General features: G+C 71.6%; 19 protein-coding genes. 8 read left to right on the top strand and 11 right to left on the bottom strand.

Features of this window, described 5'->3' with window-relative positions:
• Positions 1-151 precede the first annotated feature (151 nt).
• The 5 genes from QE399_RS08840 (at position 152) to QE399_RS08820 (ending at position 4164) form a co-directional block, all read left to right on the top strand.
• Positions 152-1030: a PhzF family phenazine biosynthesis protein gene (locus QE399_RS08840; RefSeq protein ID WP_309828058.1), complete on the top strand. Its 879-nt coding sequence runs from the start codon at positions 152-154 to the stop codon at positions 1028-1030.
• Complete coding sequence (locus tag QE399_RS08835) at positions 1027-1749, top strand: VOC family protein (protein WP_309828056.1); 723 nt, start codon at positions 1027-1029, stop codon at positions 1747-1749. The genes QE399_RS08840 and QE399_RS08835 overlap by 4 nt, the downstream gene beginning before the upstream one ends.
• Positions 1749-2390: a LysE family translocator gene (locus QE399_RS08830; protein ID WP_309828054.1), complete on the top strand. Its 642-nt coding sequence runs from the start codon at positions 1749-1751 to the stop codon at positions 2388-2390. Before QE399_RS08835 ends, QE399_RS08830 begins: the two co-directional genes overlap by 1 nt.
• Positions 2387-3382 (top strand): threonine dehydratase, encoded by a 996-nt coding sequence (locus QE399_RS08825; protein ID WP_309828052.1) that lies wholly within the window; start codon positions 2387-2389, stop codon positions 3380-3382. The genes QE399_RS08830 and QE399_RS08825 overlap by 4 nt, the downstream gene beginning before the upstream one ends.
• A 110-nt stretch (positions 3383-3492) precedes the next feature.
• Complete coding sequence (locus QE399_RS08820) at positions 3493-4164, top strand: histidine phosphatase family protein (RefSeq protein ID WP_309828050.1); 672 nt, start codon at positions 3493-3495, stop codon at positions 4162-4164.
• A 163-nt stretch (positions 4165-4327) separates the two neighbouring features.
• Here the strand turns inward: QE399_RS08820 and QE399_RS08815 are convergent, their stop codons facing one another.
• From QE399_RS08815 to QE399_RS08795, 5 genes are all read right to left on the bottom strand, one after another.
• Positions 4328-5566 carry a c-type cytochrome gene (locus QE399_RS08815; protein ID WP_309828049.1) on the bottom strand — a complete coding sequence of 413 codons (1239 nt, stop codon included), beginning with the start codon at positions 5564-5566 and terminating at the stop codon, positions 4328-4330.
• Positions 5567-5621: 55 nt separating this feature from the next.
• Positions 5622-6431 (bottom strand): ABC transporter ATP-binding protein, encoded by an 810-nt coding sequence (locus QE399_RS08810; protein WP_309828047.1) that lies wholly within the window; start codon positions 6429-6431, stop codon positions 5622-5624.
• Positions 6425-7516 (bottom strand): ABC transporter permease, encoded by a 1092-nt coding sequence (locus QE399_RS08805; RefSeq protein ID WP_309828046.1) that lies wholly within the window; start codon positions 7514-7516, stop codon positions 6425-6427. The genes QE399_RS08810 and QE399_RS08805 overlap by 7 nt, the downstream gene beginning before the upstream one ends.
• On the bottom strand, positions 7513-8589 hold the full coding sequence (locus QE399_RS08800) for an ABC transporter substrate-binding protein (protein ID WP_309828044.1): 1077 nt from the start codon (positions 8587-8589) through the stop codon (positions 7513-7515). Before QE399_RS08800 ends, QE399_RS08805 begins: the two co-directional genes overlap by 4 nt.
• Positions 8590-8736: 147 nt before the next feature.
• Positions 8737-9639 (bottom strand): LysR family transcriptional regulator, encoded by a 903-nt coding sequence (locus QE399_RS08795; RefSeq protein WP_309828041.1) that lies wholly within the window; start codon positions 9637-9639, stop codon positions 8737-8739.
• 116 nt (positions 9640-9755) lie between these two features.
• Here QE399_RS08795 and QE399_RS08790 point away from each other — a divergent pair, with 116 nt between their 5' ends.
• Together QE399_RS08790 and QE399_RS08785 are read left to right on the top strand one after the other, a co-directional pair.
• Positions 9756-11108 carry an MFS transporter gene (locus tag QE399_RS08790; protein ID WP_309828039.1) on the top strand — a complete coding sequence of 451 codons (1353 nt, stop codon included), beginning with the start codon at positions 9756-9758 and terminating at the stop codon, positions 11106-11108.
• A gap of 69 nt (positions 11109-11177) precedes the next feature.
• Complete coding sequence (locus QE399_RS08785; protein ID WP_309828037.1) at positions 11178-13004, top strand: methyl-accepting chemotaxis protein; 1827 nt, start codon at positions 11178-11180, stop codon at positions 13002-13004.
• A 15-nt stretch (positions 13005-13019) separates the two neighbouring features.
• On the opposite strand, the gene QE399_RS08780 is transcribed toward QE399_RS08785, so the two are convergent.
• Both QE399_RS08780 and QE399_RS08775 read right to left on the bottom strand, forming a co-directional pair.
• Positions 13020-14021: a Bug family tripartite tricarboxylate transporter substrate binding protein gene (locus tag QE399_RS08780; protein ID WP_309828036.1), complete on the bottom strand. Its 1002-nt coding sequence runs from the start codon at positions 14019-14021 to the stop codon at positions 13020-13022.
• Positions 14022-14277: 256 nt separating this feature from the next.
• On the bottom strand, positions 14278-15366 hold the full coding sequence (locus QE399_RS08775; protein WP_309828034.1) for a tartrate dehydrogenase: 1089 nt from the start codon (positions 15364-15366) through the stop codon (positions 14278-14280).
• A 130-nt stretch (positions 15367-15496) separates the two neighbouring features.
• On the opposite strand from QE399_RS08775, the gene QE399_RS08770 reads away from it, so the two are divergent.
• On the top strand, positions 15497-16483 hold the full coding sequence (locus QE399_RS08770) for a LysR substrate-binding domain-containing protein (protein WP_309828032.1): 987 nt from the start codon (positions 15497-15499) through the stop codon (positions 16481-16483).
• 10 nt (positions 16484-16493) lie between these two features.
• Here the strand turns inward: QE399_RS08770 and QE399_RS08765 are convergent, their stop codons facing one another.
• The 4 genes from QE399_RS08765 to QE399_RS08750 all read right to left on the bottom strand — a co-directional run bounded on the left by QE399_RS08765 (position 16494) and on the right by QE399_RS08750 (position 21733).
• The gene (locus QE399_RS08765; protein WP_309828030.1) at positions 16494-17321 is read right to left on the bottom strand and encodes a creatininase family protein; all 828 of its coding nucleotides are present in this window, start codon (positions 17319-17321) and stop codon (positions 16494-16496) included.
• Between the two features lie 73 nt (positions 17322-17394).
• A complete protein-coding gene (locus QE399_RS08760) occupies positions 17395-18822 on the bottom strand; it encodes a PepSY-associated TM helix domain-containing protein (RefSeq protein WP_309828029.1) in 1428 nt (475 codons plus the stop codon).
• Positions 18823-19077: 255 nt separating this feature from the next.
• Positions 19078-21153 (bottom strand): TonB-dependent receptor, encoded by a 2076-nt coding sequence (locus QE399_RS08755; RefSeq protein WP_309828027.1) that lies wholly within the window; start codon positions 21151-21153, stop codon positions 19078-19080.
• A 211-nt stretch (positions 21154-21364) separates the two neighbouring features.
• Entirely contained in the window at positions 21365-21733 is a 369-nt protein-coding gene (locus QE399_RS08750) for a DUF2946 family protein (RefSeq protein ID WP_309828026.1), read from the bottom strand.
• Between the last annotated feature and the right edge of the window lie 72 nt (positions 21734-21805).

The following is a 21805-nucleotide window of genomic DNA, read 5'->3' as shown; positions in this document are numbered from 1 at the left end:
GGCTGACGCTGCCCTGCTCCCAGTTTTTTTTGAAGCGACGAGGGATCGGCACCGCCAGCCCTGCGGCGGCGCCAGGGCAGAGCCTTGCCCTGCCCCCGTTGACCCGTATTCTTTTTCTCCGTTTTTTCCACCACTCTTCACAGGCCCCAACATGCTGCAGCGCCCGTTCAAGCAAGTCGATGTGTTCACCGCCACGCCCTACCTGGGCAACCCGCTCGCCATCGTACTGGATGGCGCCGGCCTGGGTACCGAGCAAATGCAGCAGTTCACCAACTGGACCAATCTGTCCGAGGCGACCTTCCTGCTGCCGCCCACCGAGGCGGGCGCCGCCGCCGGCGCGGACTACCGCGTGCGCATCTTCTGCCCCGGGCGGGAGCTGCCCTTCGCCGGCCACCCCACGCTGGGCAGCTGCCACGCCTGGCTGGAGGCAGGTGGCCAGCCGCGCACACCGGGTCGCGTGGTGCAGGAATGCGGCGTGGGCCTGGTCACGCTGCGCCAGGACGGCGAACGCCTGGCCTTCGCGGCGCCGCCCCTGCTCAAGAGCGGCCCGCTGGACGAACTGGACCTGGAGCGGATCGCCCGCGGCCTGGGCATCGCGCGCACCGACATCGTCGCCCACGCCTGGTGCGACAACGGCCCCAACTGGCGCGGCGTGATGCTCTCCAGCGCCGAGCAGGTGCTGGCCCTGCGGCCCGACGCCTCCATCCTCGGTACGCTGGACGTGGGCGTGGTCGGCCCGCGCGCCAAGGTCGGCGTGGTGGGCCCGCACGGGGCGGGCGAGGGCATCGCCTTCGAGGTGCGCGCCTTCTTCCCCGGCAACAACGGCCTGGCCGAAGACCCGGTCACCGGCAGCCTGAACGCCGCGCTGGCGCAATGGCTCATCGGCGCCAACCTGGCGCCGCCGCGCTACATCGCCGCGCAGGGCACGGCACTGGGCCGCGCTGGCCGCGTGTACGTGGAGCAGGACGGGGACACGATCTGGGTGGGCGGCAGCTCCGTCACCTGCGTGAGCGGCGAGGTGCGGCTATGAGCCCCTGGATCGACCACCAGCAGCCCGGCATCGACCACCTGGTGGTGCTGGCCGCCACGCTGGACGACGGCGCGGCCTGGTGCAAGCGCACGCTGGGCGTCACGCCCGCGCCCGGCGGCGAGCATCCGCTGATGGGCACGCACAACCGGCTGCTCAACCTCTCCAGCCCGGCCCACCCGCGCGCCTACCTGGAGATCATCGCCATCAACCCAGGCGCACCGCATGCCCTGGCTGCGGACGCCAGGCGCTGGTTCGACATGGACGACGAGCGCCTGCAGGCGCAGGTGCGCCGCCAGGGCCCGCAACTGATCCACTGGGTGGCCAGCGTGCCCGACCTGGCCGCCGCCCACGCCGCGCTGGCCGCGCGGGGCGTGGACCGGGGCGCCGTCATCACCGCCAGCCGGCCGACGTCGCTGGGCCTGCTGCAGTGGCAGATCACCGTGCGCAGCGACGGCCAGCGCCTGATGGACGGGTGCCTGCCCACCCTCATCCAGTGGGGCGACCGCCACCCCTGCTACAGCCTGCCGGCCAGCGGCGTGGAACTGCAGGCCCTGCGCCTGGCCCATCCCGACGCCCCTGCGCTCACCGGTGCCTGCGCCGCAGCCGGCCTCACGCCCCGGGTATCGGTCGCCCACGCTGCGCTGCCCCGCCTGGAGGCCGTGCTGTCCACCCCGCGCGCCACCCTCACGCTCGCGTCCTTGTCCCCGGAGATCATCTGATGCTTTTCACACCCCAGGAACTGCTGCTGTTCGCCCTCGCCGCCCTGCTGCTGGTGCTCACGCCCGGGCCCAACATGGTCTATTGCGTCTCGCGCAGCCTTACCCAGGGGCCGCGCGCCGGCCTGCTGTCGCTGGCGGGCGTGATCGCGGGCTTCGGCGTGCACCTCGTGGCCGCCGTGGCGGGCCTCACCGCGCTGCTGGCCGCCGTGCCCCTGGCCTTCGACGCCCTGCGGATCGCCGGCGCCGCCTACCTGCTGTGGCTGGCGTGGCAGGCGGTCAAACCGGGCGGCGTGGCGCCGTTCGAGACGCGCACGCTGCCGGCCGACAGCCCACGCAAGCTGTTCCTGATGGGCTTTCTCACCAACGCCCTCAACCCCAAGGTGGCGATGTTCTACGTGTCGTTCTTCCCGCAGTTCCTGCACCCCGAGCGCGGCCAGTGGCTGCTGCAGAGCGTGACGCTGGGTACCCTGCAGATCGGCATCAGCGCGCTGGTCAACGCCGTGCTCGTGCTGTTCGCGGCGCAGGTTGCAGGCTTCCTCAACCGCAGCCCGCAGTGGATCCGCGCGCAGCGCTACGTGATGGGCACCGTGCTCGGCCTGCTCGCCCTGAAGCTCCTTACCGACAAGAAGGCCGCCGCATGAACGCCCGTACCCCCTCCTCCACAGACCACCTTTCCAACCTGCCCACGCTGGCCGACATCGAGGCCGCCGCGCAGGTGGTCTACCAGGACTTCGCCGCCACGCCGCAGTACCGCTGGGGCCTGCTCAGCGAGCGCCTGGGTGCGGACTGCTGGCTCAAGCACGAGAACCACACGCCCGTGGGCGCCTTCAAGATCCGCGGCGGGCTGACCTACTTCGACCAGCTGGCCCGCAGCGGTGCGCTACCGCGCGAGGTCATCAGCGCCACGCGCGGCAACCACGGCCAGAGCATGGGCTGGGCGGCGCGCCGCCACGGCGTGGCCTGCACCATCGTCGTGCCGCAGGGCAATTCGGTGGAGAAGAACGCCGCCATGCGCGCCCTGGGCGTCACGCTGATCGAGCATGGCGAAGACTTCCAGGAAGCGCGGGAGCACGCCATGGGCCTGGCCTCGGAACGCGGCGCGCACATGGTGCCCAGCTTCCACAAGGACCTGCTGCGCGGCGTGAGCACCTACTGGTGGGAGTTCCTGCGCGCCGTGCCGCAGCTCCAGGTCGCCTACGTGCCCATCGGCCAGGGCTCGGGCGCGTGCGCGGCCATCGCGGCCAAGCACGCGCTGGGCCACGGGGTGCACATCGTCGGCGTGGTCAGCCGCCATGCCACCACGTATGCCGACTCGCTGGCCGTGGGCCGCGTGGTCGAGGCGCCCGTCACCACCGTGCTGGCCGACGGCATGGCCTGCCGCGTCGCGGACCCGGCTGCGCTCGACATCCTGGCGCCGCACCTCGACCACATCGTGCAGGTGAGCGACGACGAGGTGGCCGCCGCCATGCGCGCGATCTTCATGGACACGCACAACGTGGCCGAGGGCGCGGGCGCCGCGGCCTTCGCCGCCGCGATGCAGGAGCGCAGCCTAATCGCGGGGCAATCCGTGGGCCTGGCGCTGACGGGCGGCAACGTGGATGCCACCGTTTTCGCGCGGGTGCTGTCGTCCTGACGACAGGCTGTTGCGGCCGCGCGCCACGCCGCAGGCGGCCCGCGCGCGGGCCTGCGCGCCGGTCGCTCCGGAGACAAAGCGCCGGTCGGCGGGTGCCCACAATGGGCCGCATGGGAACGCTCTACCTCGTGCGCCACGGCCAGGCCTCGTTTGGCGCGGATGACTATGACCAGCTCAGCCCCCGCGGGCGCGAGCAGGCCGTGCGCCTGGGCGAGTACTGGCGCGCCCGGGGCGTGCGCTTCGACGCCGTGCTGACCGGCACGCTGCGCCGCCACGTGCAGACGCTGGAAGGCATCGCCGAAGGCCTGCAGTCCACGCCCGCGCCGCTGGCCCTGCCCGCGCTCAACGAATACGACAGCGCCGCGCTGATCCACGCCATCCACCCACACCCGCTGCCGCGCGCGGACACGCCCGAGCTGTACAAGCACCACTTCCGCCTGCTGTGCGACGCGATTGCGCAGTGGATGGGCGGCACCATCAGCCCGGTGGGCATGCCGAGCTGGGTGGATTTTTCGGCCGGCGTGCGCGGTGTGCTGGAGCATGTGCGCAAGTTGCATGTGGGGCACCACGTGCTGCTGGTCTCCAGCGGCGGACCGATCTCCGCCGCCGTGGGCGAGGTGCTCTCCACGCCGCCCGAAGTGACGATTGCGCTGAACATGCGCATCCGCAACAGCGCGGTGACCGAGTTCAGCATCGCCCCCAAGCGGCTGATGATGCAGACCTTCAACACCTTGCCGCACCTGGACTCGGACGAGCACCGGAGCTGGGTGACCCACGCGTAGAGGCAGTACACCCCCCTGAGGCGCGCGCGGCTCCGTGCGGCCGAAGGCGGCAGACATTCAAAAAGTAGAGCACTATGCGCTTACCCCTAAAGCATTTCAGACACAAAAATACCTGAATCGCTCATTCAGAAAGCGCAAGCAGCTATTCTTTAAATAGCACCCCTCAGTGGACGAAGCCGCCTTTGACGAAGCGCACCGGCTCCGCATCCATCAGCGTGATGAGCGCGCCCAGCCCGTCGGCGGGCAGCGTGCCCGGTGGAGCGGCGGCGGCCGGTGCGGCCGGCCGCGGCGCGGTTTCGGTGCGGCAGACCAGGTCGTCCTCGGACCAGCCCGCCTGGCCGGGCTGGCTGCGCGCCCGCAGCCAGCCGTCGCGGTCGGCCAGGAACTGCGCGCCCTCCAGCCGCGGCGTGCCGGCGATGAGCGCGAAGGCGCTCCAGGCCTGTGCGTCGTCCACCACGCAATCGGCGCCCGCCGGGAGCACGGACGGCAGCGCACGCGGCGCAGGTCCGGAGGGGGATGCAGAGGGCTGCAGCCAGACCGTGACGAGGCGCGGATCCTCCCGCAGCGACTGCACGGCCGCCGCGGCGTCCGATCCGGGCGATGCGGCCGCCACCACGCGCACGCGCTGTCCGCGCCAGCTCGACAGCGCCCGCGCGGGCTGCGCGCCGCAGCGCACGGCGGCGTCGGGCAAGGCCACGGGCAGCATCCACGCGCCGCTGGCGCGCAGCATTTCCCCCGCTGCCTGCGCGCGCAGGTAGTCCAGCACGGCCCAGGCGTCCGCGTCCGTCAGCCGGCCGGCGTGGCCGCGCATGGTGGTGCGGCCGACGCCGTCGCGCACGCCGTGCAGCACCGCCCAGAGCAGGTCGCCGTCGGCGCGGCGCCACAGCAGCGGGCCGGCCAGGTTGGGCGGCCACACCGGCTGCTGCGCGGCCAGCGGGCCCTGGCCCCGGCCGTTGGCGCCGTGGCAGCCGACGCACTGCTGCGCATACAGCGCCTGCCCCTGCGCGATGGCCGCCACCGACAGCGGCGCGGGCGGTGCGTGGAAACTCGTCGGGTGCGCCGGCACGAGCACCACGCGGGCCTCTGGCCACGGCGCCAGCACCAGCGCCACGGGCACCAGGGCCAGCACCCACCCACGGCGCCGGCGCCAGAGCAGCGCCACCACCAGCAGCGCGAGCACGCCGGCCAGCACCGCGAGCGTGATGGCGAGGTGCCGCGCCTGGCCGATGTCGATCAGCAGGTTCTCGCCCGAGACGCGCCGCGCCCACGGCCACGCCGGCTGGCCGTGCACGGTGTCCACCAGCCCCAGGGCGTGCAGCGCGCGCAGCAGCGCCAGCTGCGCGCCTTGCAGCAGCGAGATGAGCGCGTTGAGCCAGGCGGCGTCGGGCGGGGTGCCACTCATGGCGCGCGCCGCACCGGGCGGGCGGGCGCCGCGGCGTCGGCGGCCGCTGCAGCGGTCACCACGTGGCGTCGAGCCCCAGGTGGCGCAGCGCCTCATGCCGCAGTTCGGCAAAGCGCGGATGGCCGCGGTGGCGCGGGTATGGCAGGTCCACCACCAGCTCGGCGGCGATGCGCGCGGGCCGGTCGGTCAGCACGATCACGCGGTTGGCGAGGAACAGCGCCTCCTCCACATCGTGCGTGACCAGCAGCGCCGAGAAGCGCGCACGCTCCCACAGCTTGAGCAGCTCGCTCTGCATGGCCAGCCGCGTGAGCGAGTCGAGCTTGCCCAGCGGCTCGTCCAGGATGAGCAGCTGCGGGTCGTTCACCAGCGCGCGGGCCAGCGCCACGCGCTGCGCCATGCCGCCGCTGAGCTGGTGCGGGTGGCTGTGCGCAAATTCGGCCAGGCCGACGAGCTGGAGCGCATCGTCCACGCGCGCGCGCTCGGCCTTGAGCAGGCCGCGCGCCTGCAGGCCCAGGGCCACGTTGTCCCACACCGTGCGCCAGGGGTAGAGCGTGGGGTCCTGGAAGACGACGATGCGTGACGGGTCGGGCCGGGTGATGGGCACGCCGTCCTGCGCGATGGTGCCGGTGGTGGCCGGCTCCAGCCCTGCCACCAGGCGCAGCAGCGTGGACTTGCCGCAGCCGCTGGGGCCGAGCAGCGCCACGAACTCGCCAGGCCGCACCGTCAGGTCGATGCCGTCCAGCACCTGCAGCACGGCGCCCTTGTCCTGGGGGAACCAGTGGCTGACATTGGTGATGTCGATGCGCGCGCCCGTCTGGCTCTGCTGCACAGCGGTGACTTCTTGAGATGGCACGGTGCTCACCATTTCACGGTCCCCTTCTGCCACGACAGCGCGCGGTCGCGCACGGCGAACAGCAGCGTGATCAGGCCCGAGCAGAACACCGCCATCACCAGCAGCGCCGCATACATGTTCGCGTAGGCCGCCCAGCCCTGGGCCCACTGCAGGTACCAGCCCAGGCCGGCCTGCACGCCCATCATCTCGGCCGTGACCAGCACCGAGAACGATGCGCCCAGGCCCATGAACAGGCCGACGAAAACCTGCGGCAGCGCGGCGGGAATCGCCACGCGCAGCACCAGGAACCATTCCGACGCGCCCAGCGTGCGCGCCACGTCGTAGTAGCTCTTGTGCACCGACGCCACGCCCGACCAGGTGAGCACCGCCACCGGGAAGAACGTGGCCAGCGCCACCAGAAAGACGGCGGCGGCGTAGCTGGACGGCGCGAAGAAGAACGCCAGCGGCAGCAGCGCCGAGGCCGGCACCGGCCCCAGGAAGCGCAGCAGCGGATGCACCCAGTAGCCGGCGATGCGCGACCAGCCGATCCACACGCCCACCGCGAACCCCACCAGCGCGCCGACGAGAAAGCCATGCCCCAGCAGGCGGCCCGAATGCGCGATGGACAGGCCCAGACGCGCCCCGTCCTCGGTGAACACCTCGATCAGGCTCTGCGGCGGCGCGAAGAACGGCGGCGGCAGCGCGCCCGTCTTGGCGGTGAGCACTTCCCACACGGCCAGCAGCAGCGGCGCGGCCACCAGCCACGGGCCGGCGGGGCGCAGCGTGCGGCCCACCGGGCCAGAGCGCTCGCCCAGCAGCGCCACGAGCAGCAGCACGCCCCCGGCGGCCAGCGCCGCCACGCCGAACTCCTGCGTGAAGGCCCACTCGCTGAACCCGATGGCCTTGTTCGGCCACGCCAGCGTCAGCACGCCGAGCGCGGCCCAGGCCACGGCGGCGAGCAGCCCGGCGGGCCACAGCGCCCGCGCCGGCTGCCCCGGGTCCACCGTGGCGGGAGCGGGGGCGGCGCGCGCGGCGGCCGCCCTCCGCGGGGCTGGCGTATGCGCTGCCGCGCCGGCGTGGGCGCCGGGCAGCTCCAGGGCATGCGGCACGTTGCTCATGCCAGCACGTCCAGCGACACGTGGGAGGCGAAGCGCGCCGGGTCGGTGCCGCGCTTCAGAATGCCGGCCTCGCGGAACTCGCGGGCGAAGAGTTCGACCTCGCTGCGCAGCGCGTTGCCCGTGGGATGGTGCTTGTAGGTCAGGTCGGCCAGCAGCGCCTGCAGCTCGTCCACCGTCACCTTGGGCGTGTACTTGGCATAGATCCTGGCCGCCTCATTCGGGTTGTCGGCCACGAAGTTGGAGGCCTGTGCCAGCGAGCGCACCACGGCGGCCACGCGGGGCTTGTCCTTCTGCGCCAGCAGGCCGCGGGCGCCCACCACGCAGCACAGGCGGTCGGCGTATTCGCCCTTGGCGCTGTTGCCGATCTCGGTGAACGCGCCGGGGTTGCGTTTCTCGATCAGGTAGACGTTCGGGTCGCCGTCGGCGATGGCGTGGATCTCGCCCTTCTTGGCGGCCACGTCCAGCAGGTCGGCCGGGTAGACGCGCCATTCCACATCCTTGTCCACATCGATGCCCTTCTTGGCCAGATGGATGGCGTAGAACTGCTTGGCCGGGCTGTTCAGGTCGGCCACGCCGATGACCTTGCCCTTGAAGGACTTGGCATCTGCGGTGATGCCGGTGCCCTTGGCGGCCACCAGGCGCAGGCAGCCGCCGTGCACGCTGCTGACCAGCTTCACGTCGAAGCCCGCCTCCAGCGGCTTGACCCAGCGGTGGATCAGGCCCACGCCCGCGTCGGCCTTGCCCGTGGCCAGCGCTTCCAGCAGCGCATCGGACGAGCCGGCCCAGTTGAGCAGTTCCACGTCCAGCCCGTTCTTCTCGAAGAACCCCTGCTCCAGCGCGATGGGCACGGGCGTGTTGCAAAAGCCCGCCTGGTTCCAGGCGAAGACCAGTTTGCGCGGCTGCGACCAGGCCCGCGAGGCCAGCAGCCCCGCGCTGGCCACGACACCCGCCGCCCCCGCGGTGCGCAGCAGCGTGCGGCGGCTGGGGGTGGCCGGGGATGCCCCGCCGGGCGCGGCGGCGCGGGCAGGACGGTGGCGGGTGGTGGTAGTGGTGGTGGTGTGGTCGAGCGCCATGGCTTCTTCTCCCTTTGATCGGTTCCCTGATGGGCAGGAAGCGATGGTCGCGGCCCGGCCTCAGCGCGACAACGAAGAAGGGCGTCTATGGATATGCGGCACACAGGCGCCGCCGCCACGCGCACAACCCAGCGGGTGCGGCTACGGCTACGGCTGCGTGGGGGCACCGCCCGGCTGCGCCAGCCGCACGAAGTTCTGCACGAACGGCGACAACGTTCCCTGGCGGTGCGCCACCGCCAGGCCGACCACGGCAGGGTGGTCGCGCAGCGCGCGGTACGCCACGCCCTTGAAGCCCAGCTGCCGCATGGACGCCGGCACGAGCGCCACCCCCAGCTCGGCCGCGACGAGGGCCAGGATGGACACGATCTGCGGTGCCGTGGGGCCGAACACCGGGTCGAAGCCCGAGCTGCGACAGGCCGCGACGGAAGCGTCGAACAGGCTGGGGCCCAGCGGACGCGGCGTCAGGATGAAGGCGTCGCCGCGCAGCTGCGCCAGGTCGATGCGCGGCCCCTGGCGCGCCTGGGCGTGGGCGGACGGCACGGCGGCGATGAGGGGCTCGTCGGGATAGCGGTGGAACACCAATCCCGTGGCGTCCAGGCCGTCGGGCCGCAGGATGGCCACGTCCAGCCGGCCATCGCGCAGCCGCTCCACCAGCGTCAGGGAGTTGCCCTCGTCCACCCGCAGGTCCACCTGGCCGTAGCTGCGCCGGTAGGTCCGGATCGCCCGGGTCACCTCGGGGTGCAGGGCCGACGACCCGGTGAACCCCAGGTGCAGCGATCCCAGCTCCCCGCGCGCGGCACGCCGGGCGTCGTGCGTGGCCTGCGCGGCCAGCCCCGGCATGGCGCGCACGCCCTCCAGAAAGGCGCGGCCCGCATCCGTCAGCACGGCGCCGTGCGGCACCCGCAGGAACAGGGGCGCGCCCACTTCCGACTCCAGATCGCGGATTTGCAGGCTCAGCGGCGGCTGGCCGATGCCCAGGCGTGCGGCCGCGCGGGTGAAATGGCCTTCTTCGGCCACCGCGAGAAAGTAGCGGATGTGGCGCAGTTCCATGCAACACCTATCTGCAAAAGATATGAAGACTGCGCAAATCATATATTGGACATATCTCCGCCTGGTCCGTAGATTCCGGCGGTCTTGCCTCTTCACGGCCCGCGCGCCGTTGCTCCATGGTTTCTTCTTCTGTCAGCCGCACGGCCACCTCCGGCCTGCACACCCCAGCCACCACGACCGCCCCTCCATCCGATGCCGCGCCCGCCCCGGGCATGGTGCGGGGCACGCCGGACTACCGGCGTACGCAGGTCGCCCTGTTCCTGGCCGGCTTCGCCAGCTTTTCCCTGATCTACTGCGTTCAGCCGCTCCTGCCGGCCTTCGCGCAGACCTTCGGCCTCAGCGCCGCGCAGAGCTCGCTCGCCCTGTCGCTCACGACGGGGCTGCTGGCCGTGGCGATCGTGCTGACGGGAGCGTTCTCGCAGGCCCTGGGCCGGCGCGGGCTGATGTTCGTGTCCATGTCGGTGGGCGCTCTGCTGAACATTGCGGCGGCCGCAGCGCCGCACTGGCATGCGCTGCTGGCCGCCCGCGCCCTGGAGGGCCTGGTGCTGGGCGGCGTGCCGGCCGTGGCCATGGCCTACCTGGCCGAGGAGATCGATCCGCGCCACCTGAGCCGGACCATGGGCCTGTACGTGGCGGGCACCGCCTTCGGCGGCATGATGGGCCGCGTGGGCATGGGGTTGCTCACCGAATGGGTGTCCTGGCGTTTCGCCCTGGGACTGCTGGGCGGGCTGTGCCTGCTGGCAGCGCTGGGGTTTCTGGCGCTGCTGCCGCCCTCGCGGCGCTTCGTGCCGCGCAGCGGGCTGCAGTGGCGCTACCACCTGCACGCGTGGCGCAGCCACCTGCGCCACCGCGGACTGCTGCGGCTGTTCGCCATCGGCTTCGTGCTCTCCAGCATCTTCGTGACGGTGTTCAACTACGCCACATTCCGGCTCTCCGGTGCACCGTATGCCTTGAGCCAGACGCAGATCAGCCTGCTGTTCCTGGCCTTCGGCTTCGGCATCGTGTCGTCGTCCATGGCCGGCGGGCTGGCCGACCGCATGGGCCGCCGCGCGCTGCTGGCCACCGGCTTCGGGCTGATGCTGGTGGGCGTGCTGCTGACGCTGGCGCCCGCGCTGCCGGCGGTGTTTGCCGGCATCGTGCTCATGACCACCGGATTCTTCATCGGCCACGCGGTGGCCAGTTCGAGCGTCGGTCCGCTGGCGGGCGCCACCAAGGGACATGCCGCGTCCCTGTATCTGCTGTTCTATTACCTGGGCTCCAGCGTGGTCGGCTCCGCGGGCGGCTGGTTCTGGCAGCACGGGGGCTGGGGCGCCATCGTGGCGCTGGCCGGCGCGCGTGGCGGTACTGGGCATGGCGCTGGCGCACAGCGGCGACCGGGCCGCTGCGCCCTGAACGGCGCCCCTCTCTCATCACGCGCTGCGGGGAGGGTTGTCGCCCACAGACTGTTCGGACGACAAAGAAACATCTAAACTACTCAAGTAACAAATAAACACATTTGGAGTCCGATGACCGGACCGGTGTGTCGAGGAAGGGTAGTGATGAAGTTCTTGAGAGAGATGCAGCTCGGTGCCAAGCTCGGCCTGGGCTTCACGGTGGTGATACTGATCGGCTGCCTGGTGGCGCTGTATGGCCGGGTGCAGCTGGAGGAGGTGGCGGACAACGTCACCCAGCTGGCCGACGAACGGCTGGAAACCCTGCTGGCCCTGCAGGACCTGCGGGACCAGGTGAACCTCAACGCCCGCGTGGTGCGCAACATGGCGATGCTCAGCGATCCGGCGCGCATCCAGGAGCAGAAGAAACGCATCGACGAGGCCCGCACGCGCGCCATGGCCATCCAGGCGGACCTGCGCAAGCGGATCACCTCGGACGCCGGCAAGGCGCTGGTGGCCCAGCTGGAGGCGGCCACGGCCACCTACCGTCCCGCGTTCGATCGGGCGGTCGAGCTGGCCGCCGCCGAGCAGATGGACGAGGCGCGCAACTACATCCAGGGCCCGCTGCGCACGGAGCAGGAGCGCTACTTCAACGCCATCGACCAGCTGGTCGCGACGGAGCGCGACCTGGCCCGCGCCATGGCCAAGGCGTCGCGAGTCGACGCCGTGCAGGCGGGCAGCGCCATGCTCGTGCTGGCGGCGCTCGCCGCTGCGCTGGGCGCCGTGGTGGCCTGGACCATCACCCGCCAGATCAAGAACCAGCTGGGCGGCGAGCCCGGCTATGCCACCGAGATCGCCCAGCAGGTAGCGCGCGGCCACCTGGCCATGCGCATCGCCCTGCGCCCCGGCGACACCACCAGCCTGCTGGCGGCCATGGAGCGCATGCGCGAGAGCCTGAGCAGCCTGGTGAGCCAGGTGCGCCAGAGCAGCGAATCGATCGCCACCGGCGCCAGCCAGATCGCCACGGGCAATGCCGACCTGAGCCAGCGCACGGAAGAGCAGGCCTCCAACCTGCAGCAGACGGCCGCGTCGATGGAGGAGATCGGCTCCACTATCCAGCAGAACACCGAGACCGTGCGCACGGCCACCCAGATGGCCGGCTCCGCCAGCCAGACGGCCGCGCGCGGCGGCAGCGTGGTGAACGACGTGGTGGCCACCATGCAGGGCATCACGGACAGCTCGCGCAAGATCGGCGACATCATCGGGGTCATCGACGGCATCGCCTTCCAGACCAACATCCTGGCGCTGAACGCCGCGGTGGAAGCCGCCCGCGCTGGCGAGCAGGGCCGCGGCTTCGCGGTGGTGGCCAGCGAGGTGCGCAGCCTGGCGCAGCGCAGCGCCGAGGCCGCCAAGGAGATCAAGCTGCTGATCGGCGCCAGCGTGGAGCGGGTGGAAGCCGGCTCGCAGCTGGTGAACGAGGCCGGCACCACCATGGGCGAGATCGTGCAGCAGGCCCGCCGCGTGGCCGATCTGATCGAGGAGATCGGCGCCGCCACGCACGAGCAGGAGCAGGGCATCTCGCAGGTGGGCGATGCGGTCAACCAGCTCGACCAGGTCACGCAGCAGAACGCCGCGCTGGTGGAGGAATCCGCCGCGGCCGCCGACAGCCTCAACGCCCAGGCCGCGCGCCTGGTGCAGCTGGTGAGCGTGTTCGTGCTGGACGAATCGGATGCGCAGGCGCACCTGGCGCGGGCCGTGCCCGCCGCAGCCGCCGATGCGCGGCGTGAGCCGGTGCTGGCCCCCGCCAGCGCCGCACCCGCCATCGCCGGCAAGAAGGCCGCAGGCTCCGCAGCCGCCCCGGCCGCGCGCCCCGCGCCGGCCCGCCGCGCGGAGAAGCCTGCAGCGGCTGCTGCGGCCCCCAAGCCCGCGGCCCTGCCGCAGCCCGCGCCCCGCGCGGCGGCACCCGCCGCCAGCGACGACTGGGAAAGCTTCTGAACCTGCCGCCCCGGTTCAATCCAGCGTGACCTGGGCGCTCTTCACCAGCTGAGCGAAGCGCTCGGTCTCGCTGCGTATCCGCTGCGCCATCTCTTCGGCGCTGTCTCCGATGGGGTTGGCACCGATGTCCGCCATCCGCTTGCGGAAGTCGGGCGACTGGATGATCTTCACCATCTCCGCGTTCAGGCGCGCGACCACGTCCTTGGGCGTGGCCGCCGGCGCCAGCACGCCGAACCAGGTGCCGATGTTGAAGTCCTTCAGCCCCGCCTCTTCCAGCGTGGGCACATCGGGCAGCGCAGCGGACCGCGTGTTCGTGGTCACCGCCAGGGCACGCAGCTTGCCCCCCTTGATGTGCGGCAGCACGGGCGCGATGGTGTCGAACGACAGCAGGATCTGCCCGCCCAGCAGATCGGTCGCCAGCGGGCCGCTGCCCTTGTAGGCGATGTGCGTCAGCGCCGCGCCCGTAGCGTTCTGGAACTGCGTGCCGATCAGGTGCTGCGCCGTGCCGTTGCCGTTGGAGCCGTAGTTGGCCTTGCCGGGCTGGGCCTTCAGCAGCGCCACCAGTTCGGGCACGGTCCTGGCCGGCGTGTTCGCGTTCACCACCAGCACGTTGGGCACCATGGCGATGGTGGTGATCGGCGCCAGGTCTTTCTGGAAGTCGTACGGCAGCTTGCGGTAGACGCTGGTGGCGATGGTGTGGTGCACCGCGCCCACCAGCAGCGTGTAGCCGTCGGGCTTGGCCTTGGCCACATAGTCGGCGCCGATGGTGGCGCCCGCGCCGGGGCGGTTGTCCACCACCACGGGCTGGCCCAGCACGCGCGACAGCGGCTCGCCCAGCGCGCGCGCCAGCACATCGGTGGTGCCGCCCGCCGGGAACGGCACGACCAGCGTGACGGGTTTGGCGGGCCAGGTGTCGGCCTGCGCTGCGGCCGGCAGCCCAGCGGCGGCGGCCAGGGCCGCAGCCAGGGTGATCGCCATGCGGCGGCGGCGCGCTCCACGGAACGGTACTGCGGTCATTGCGTTGTCTCCTGCGGCACGGGGTGCCTGGTTGTTCTGTCAACAGGCAGATGCCGCCGACGCTCTGAAGGGTCGGTCGCCACTGCAAGGGGCCGTTGCTCTCACCGGCTGGTTGCTGGCCGCCCCACACCGCCAGCGCTGCCTTCAAAATCAATAGCTGCTAGCGCTTTATTTATATGGATTTCAAGGTGTTTTGCATCTGAAAACCAGTGGCATCAAGCGCAGACTGCTATGTTTTTAGCTACTGCTGAACGCTTCACGCCGCCTTGCGCGCCGGCTCGGACTGCAGCAGATCGCACACCGCCTGCGTCACCTGCGCCGTGGTCGCCTGGCCACCCAGGTCGCGCGTGTGCAGCGCGGGGTTGGCGGTGACCGCTTCGATGGCCGCCATCAGCTGCCGCGCCGCTGCGGCTTCGCCCAGGTGTTCGAGCAGCATCACCACCGACCAGAACGTGCCGATGGGGTTGGCCAGGCCCTGGCCCATGATGTCGAACGCCGAGCCGTGGATGGGCTCGAACATGCTGGGGTAGCGCCGCTCGGGGTCGATGTTGCCGGTGGGCGCGATGCCCAGGCTGCCGGCCAGCGCGGCGGCCAGATCGCTCAGGATGTCGGCATGCAAATTGGTGGCGACGATGGTGTCCAGCGTGGCGGGCCGGTTCACCATGCGCGCGGTGGCGGCGTCGACGATCTCCTTGTCCCACTGCACGTCGGGGAAGTCGCGCGACACCTCCAGCGCGATCTCGTCCCACATCACCATGGCGTGGCGCTGCGCATTGCTCTTGGTGATGACGGTGAGCAGCTTGCGAGGCCGCGACTGGGCCAGCTGGAACGCGAAGCGGATCACGCGTTCCACGCCGGCGCGGGTCATCATCGACACGTCGGTGGCGACCTCGATCGGGTGGCCCTGGTGCACGCGGCCGCCCACGCCGGAGTACTCGCCCTCGGAGTTCTCGCGCACGATGACCCAGTTCAGGTCTTCCGGCTGGCAGCGCTTGAGCGGCGCGTCGATGCCCGGCAGGATGCGCGTGGGCCGCACGTTGGCGTACTGATCGAAGCCCTGGCAGATCTTCAGGCGCAGGCCCCACAGCGTGATGTGGTCCGGGATCTGCGGGTCGCCCGCCGAGCCGAAGAGGATCGCGTCCTTGCCGCGCAGCTGGTCCAGCCCGTCGGCCGGCATCATCAGGCTGTGGCGGCGGTAGTAGTCGCCGCCCCAGTCGAAGTCCTCGAAGGTGCAGCGAAAGCTGCCGCTCGCGGCCGCGATGGTCTCCAGCACCTGGCGGCCGGCGGGCACGACCTCCTTGCCGATGCCGTCTCCGGGAATGGTGGCGATGGCGTATGTCTTCATGCGATGTCTCCGTGTCGGCGCCCAGGCACCGTGTTCAAGGGGTTCCGATGAAGGCACTGTCGCCCATCGACACCGGTGCGGCGCGGCGCTAGAGTCAAACCACCGTTAACTTTGATTCAAGAATGACCGCATGCCCGACGCGATTCAACCGTCCGACCTGGGTTTCTTCTCGGCCCTGGCCAGCGCCGGCAGCCTGAGCGCGGCAGCGCGCGAACTGGGCATCACCACGCCGGCCGTGAGCAAGCACCTGGCGCTGATGGAGTCGCGCCTGGGCGTGGCGCTGGTCAACCGCACCACCCGCCGCATGGGCCTCACGCCCGAGGGAGAGGTCTACCTGGAGCACGCCCGCCGCATCCTGGGCGATATCCACCACATGGAGGAATTGCTGGGCGCATCCAAGTCCACGCCCACCGGGCTGCTGCGCATCAACGCCACCCTGGGGTTTGGCCGCAGCCACGTGGCGCCGCTGATTCCAAGGTTCGTGCGCCAGTACCCGCAGGTCGAGGTGCAGCTGCAGCTGTCGGTCAACCCGCCGCCCTTGAGCGACGACCTGTTTGACGTGTGCGTGCGCTTCGGCGAGCCGCCCGACGCCCGCGTGATCGCCCGCCGCATCGCCCCCAACCGCCGCCTGCTGTGCGCCGCGCCCGCCTACCTGGAGCGCCACGGCACGCCGCGCGTGCCCCATGACCTCACCCGGCACCACTGCATCGGCATCCGCCAGGGCGAAGAGGCCTACGGCCTGTGGCGCCTGGCCAGCGGACGGGGAGCCCAGGCCACGGCGGAGTCGATCAAGACGCGCGGCAGCCTCGCCACCAACGACGGCGAGATCGCCGTGCACTGGGCCCTGGAAGGGCTGGGCGTGCTCATGCGCGCCGAATGGGACATCGCCCGCTACCTGCAGGACGGCCGGCTGGTACAGGTGCTGCCGCAGTACTACACGCCCGATGCCGACATCTACGCCGTATACCCGCAGCGCCACCGCATGGCCGCGCGGGTGCGGGTGTTCGTGGACTTTCTGGCGCAGTCGCTGCAGGCGCCGGCGGCGGCACCCGCCACAGCCGCCATGCCCGCCATGCCCGCCAGGGCGTCGCGCCCGCGGCGCTCACGCAGAGCCTGAGAACCCGTTTTTAGCCGGCGCGGTGCGCAGGCGCCCACGGCAGCGCGTGGATCTCCTGCAGCAGCTGCACCAGGCCGGCGGCGGCCGCAGCCACCACCGCCCGGCCCTTCTCGGCCGTGGCGCCCGCGGCATTGCCGACGGCGCCGCTGGGGTGGTAGTCCTCGATGGCCCAGCCCATCTTGGCGCTCTTGCCGTTGCCCAGCAGCGCGTACTTCTCGGACCGGTCCTGCGAGCTGGAGCGCCACTGCTGCGCGTGCTCCATGCGCACGGTGGCCGGGGCGAGGTGCAGCATCATCGACGTCTCGACCTCGCCGCCATGGATGCCGAAGCGGTGCTCCTCGGCGCTGAACAGCCCCTGCACCGCCTCGGGCAGCGGCAGGCTGAACCAGCTGGCGCTGTAGACCAGCAGGCCGTGGCGTTGGCGCAGTTCGCGCGCGACGATGTCCATCACGCTCACCTGGCCGCCATGGCCGTTCAGCAGCAGCAGCTTCTTCACGCCGGCGCGCGCCACGCAGGCGCCCAGCTCGCTCCACAGCGCAATGATCGTGGCCGGCGACAGCGTGAGCGTGCCGGGGAAGGCCGTGTGCTCGGTGCTGAAGCCGACGTTCTGCGGCGGCAGGAACAGGGCCGGCACATCGGCCGGCAGCCGCGGCAGGGCCGCGTCGATCACGCCCTGCAGCAGCGTGGCATCCACGTGCAGCGGCAGGTGCGGGCCGTGCTGCTCGATGGCGGCCACGGGCAGCACGGCCACCGTCTGCGCGGCCAGGCCCGAAGCCTGCGCGTCGGCAAAGTCGCGCGTGGAGAGGTCGGCCCAGAAGCGTGAGGGGTGGTGGTGCATGGGGCGATGTTAGGGCAACCGCAACGGCCTGCGCCGCGTCTGCCGTACCAGCCCCGCTTCGCCCCTGAGCGCGTCAGGCCGCCCCGGCCGGTGTGCGGGCGGCCAGGCGCCGCTGCCACCACAGGTCGCCCGCCAGCACCACCAGCAGCGACGCGCCCACCAGCGGAAACACCACGCCGCCGAGCGCCAGGATCGCCGTGAGCCCCGCCAGCACCTCGGGCCGGGCGGGCAGCGGCGGCACGCCCAGGCCGCTGCCGTGCGGACGCCGCTTCCACCAGGCCACGGCGCCGCTTACGCACAGCAGCACGATGGCGGCACAGGCCCCCAGCAGCACCCACTGGTTGGGCGCGCCGAACTGCTGGCCCAGGTGGACGTTGATGCCCCACTCCAGCGCCTGCCCGGCGGGGCCGTAGTCGGCGTAGCCCTGGTCCAGCAGTACCGCGCCGCTGTACTGGTCGATGTGCGCCACCCGCTGGCGCGCCAGGTCGTCCGGATAGGCCGACGCAGAAAACACGCCCCGCTCGCCGCGCGGCGGGGTGACGGCGTAGCCGGGCGCCAGGCCGAGGCGGCCGACCACGGCCATCGCCGCGTCCACCGACAGGGGCGTACCCAGCAGCGGCTCGTCCGCCACGGGGGCCGTGCTGCCGTGGCCCTCATGGCCTTCGTGCGGATTGCCGGGCACGCGGGCCTGCTGCAGCGTCCACGGCAAATGCGCCGCGTCGGCGAGGCGCTCGCCCGACAGGGGCAGTTGCACACGCACGCCCGCGGGGTAGCCGAAGTTCTGCCCGTTGGCCCAGGCGTTCACCTGGCTGCCCCACAGCACCGACCACGGCAGCCCCGTGAGCGCGAGAAAGGCCAGTACCAGCCCCACGCCCACGCCGGTGACGGCGTGCAGGTCGCGCCAGAACACGCGCTGCCAGGGGCGGCCGCGCACGGTCACCACGCCGCCCCGCCGCACAGCACCTGCGCCGCGCGGCCACCACAGGTACAGGCCCGTGGCCACCAGCACCAGCGCCCAGCCCGCCGCCATCTCCATGAAGCCGCGCGCCACCGGGCCGAAGTACTTCAGGCTGTGCAGCTGGCGCACCGTCCACATCAAAGTTCCACGCTCGGGCAGCTCGCCCAGCACGCGCGCCGTGGCCGGGTCCACATAGACCGCCCGGCGCTCCCCGCCGGACAGCGCCACGCCCACGCTGGCGGAGTGCTGGCCGTCCGGCGCCGGCGTGTAGCGGAACCACTGCGCCCCGGGGTGGGCCGCCAGCGCCGCCGCCACGATGCGGCCGTGCGGCTGCGCGCCCTCGCCGGCCGAGGCCGCCGGCACGCTGAGCAGATCGCGGTGGAACCAGCCGTCGATGTCTTTCTGGAACAGATACGCCGCACCGGTCACGGCCAGCCAGATGAGGAACGGCAGCACCAGCAGGCCGGCATAGAAGTGCCAGCGCCACACGGCACGGTAGAGGCTGGGGGCCAGCGAGGGCAAGGAGTCAGAGGTGGATGGCATGACGATATTTCCCAGGGTGCTGCACATTGGTTGCAGCCTTGGATACTGGCGCGGCCCAGCCCGGTGGCAGCCGAGCCAGGGCCGCCCCGCAGCGAGGGCTGCGTCCCCCAGCCCGCCGTGCGCAGCACGGCGAGAGCGGGGGCTGAGGGCCGCGGCTCCCAGCCTGCCTGCGCAGGCTGGGACGTGCCCGAAGGGCTGCCGACTCTGGCGGCTGCGCGGAGGCGCGCAGCGCTTCAGGGGGGTGTCGCGCTTCCACTAGAACTTCCAGCCCACGGTCAGCGCCACGCTGCGCCCATCGCCTGGCGAGTAGCCCGATGAGCCGCTGTCGTACCAGGCGTATACATAGCGGCGGTCGGTCACGTTGTTCACCTGCAGGCCCACGTCCACGTCCGGCGTGACCTGCCACTGCGCCCCCAGGTTGAGCAGCCCAAATCGGCCCGTGCGCGGCAGGGTGTTGGCACGGTCCAGCCAGTAGTCGCCCTGCGCGCTCACCGAGGCCGACAGGCGCAGCCGTTCGGTGGCCCGGTACTGCGCGCCGGCCGTGGCCAGGTAGTGCGGCACGTTCTCCACCTCGCGGCCCGCGGTCTGGGGCGCGCTGGGGTCGGGCGTGACGATGCGGGCCCGCTGGTGCGAGTACGACAGCCAGCCCGTGAGGCGCGCGCCCAGCTGGGCGTTGAGCTGCACGTCATAGCCCTTGCGCAGCGTGCGGCCCACGTTGCCCAGGCCGCCCGGATCGGGCAGGCCGTCCACGCCGAGCACGCGAGCCACCTCGCCCGAGGCGCGCTGCTCCCAGTAGGCCACGCGGGTGTTCAGCCACGGCAAGGGCTGCCACTTCACGCCGGCCTCCCAGCCGTCGTTGATGGAGGGCGCCAGGTTGCGTGCCTGGGTGCGGTAGGCGTCGATGCCGCTGCCGATCTGGAAGGTGCGGCCCCAGTTGCCGTACACGCTCACGTCGTCCCGCAGCGCGTAGGCCACACTGATCTTGGGCTGGCGGATGGTGCCGTAGTCGTGCACGGGCGCGGTGGTGCCCGCCTGCAGGTTGTGGAAGGAGCCGCTCACCCGGTCCACGCGCACAGCCGGCACGATCTTCAGCGCCGCCACGGGTCGGATCACGGCCTGCACATAGGCGCCGCGGGTGTTGAGGTCGAAGTCCCAGTCGCGGAACTGCGAGGTCCGCACCCGCTCCACCGTGCGGTAGCGCTGCGCCGCGTTGTCCTGCCACTGCGCGTCGAGCCCGCCTTCCAGCGTGAACTCGTGCGCCCAATCGACGCGCGGGCGCCAGGTCAGCGTGGTGAGCGCGCCGTGGTGGGTCTCGTCGTTGTCGCGCTCCTGCTGCACGCCGGCCTCCGAGAAACGCACCCAGCGCTGGTTCTCGTAATGGTTGCGGTACAGCCTGGCGGACCAGGACAGACGATCGGCCAGTTCGCCATCGGCGTGCAGGCCGAGCTGCGTGGTCTCGCGCTCGCTGCGGTCAGCCGCCGCGTACGCGGGGGAGCTGCGCGGCGCGGCCTGCGCCTGCTCTGCGGTCAGGTAGCCCGACTCCAGCGCGCGGTTGCGGTAGTAGCGCGCCGTGAAGCCCGCGCGCCAACGGCCGTCGTCGGACGTATAGAACCACTTGCCCGACAGCGCGCGCTTGGTGGCGTCGGCATGGTCGCGCCAGCCCTCGCCGTCGCGCCAGGCCAGCGAATAGTTCTGGCTCCAGTTGCCGCTTTCGATGCCCTTGGCGACCTGCACTTCCCGGGTGCCGAAGCTACCCACGGTGGCCGTGGCCCGGCCGTCGTTGCCCCCCGTGCGCGTGACCACATTGGCGTTGCCGGCGATGTTGTTCAGGCCGTAGCGCGGGTCGTTGGTGCCGCGCACGATCTCGATGGCCTCGATGTCGATGGGGAAGACCGCGTCCAGGTACGGCATGCCGCCCGCGTTGTCGTTCGACGGAATGCCGTCGATCAGCAGCTTGACGGCGTTCACCCGGCCTTCGCCGTTGAAGCCGCGCATGGAAAAGCGCCCGGCGTCCGTGCCCTGGCGGAAGGGCGTGACCTGCACACCGGGAGCGCGGGCGAACAACTCCCAGCTGTAGTCCACATGCTGGTCCTGCACGACGCTGGCGCCGAGGATGTCGACGGAGCTGAACACGCCGCGCACGGGCAGGGGCCCGGTGGAGGCCGCGTGCACCTGCACGGTGCCCAGGGAGAGGGCCGCGTCGGCGGCGGGCGCCGGCTCCTGCGCGTGCAGGCTTTTAGACGCAGCGAGGGCCGCAAGAACGGCCAGGGCAAGGCGCTGGCGTGGCAGGGTCGAGAGGAAGCGAAAGGACGAACGGTACGAAGACGGCATGGAACAACAGGCTCGGTGGCTGCCGCCCCGACCTCTGGGGTCGACCCGCACGGCCGATGCACCCACAGCCCGTGAAAGGGCTGGGGCAGCGGGCGTGAACAAGGCCAGGGAGCGGCAAACGGACAATCCGGACGGGGCCAGCAGGCAGGCAAGCAGGCAATGACTGCCAGGCCCCACAACGCCGGAGGTCGGCCACGCCGCCTCCGACAGCTCAGATCACCGAAGGAGCCGGAGGACCGCGCGCGGGCAGCGGCGCGCCCACCAGCCCGGCCATGCGGGCGGCCTCGACAGGGCGCAGGACGTGAGACAGCGGATGCGGCACCGGCACGGCCTGTGCGGACAGCGCCAGGGGCGGGCCGCCGGCCGGCAGGCACAGCGCGCAGTCCAGGGTGTGGTGGCCCATCTCCTGCACCGAGCCGTCGTCGTGGGTGACGACCAGCTTCAACTCGCCCGCCGCGGAGCAGACCAGTTCCATCGTCTGCGGATGCACCAGCGGAGAGGCCGCCGCCACACCCACGGCCATCACCAGCCAGGCGATGACCAGGCGGGCGAGGAAGGTGGAACGGCGCAGCCAGTGCATAAGCGCCGCATTATGCGCGCCGGGTGCGCGCCGCCGCCGCGGCCCCGGTCACATCCAGAACGCGTCAGAACC

It is taken from the genome of Paracidovorax wautersii (assembly GCF_031453675.1).
Lineage (GTDB): Bacteria > Pseudomonadota > Gammaproteobacteria > Burkholderiales > Burkholderiaceae_C > Paracidovorax.
This window is presented reverse-complemented; position numbering and strand designations above follow the sequence as displayed.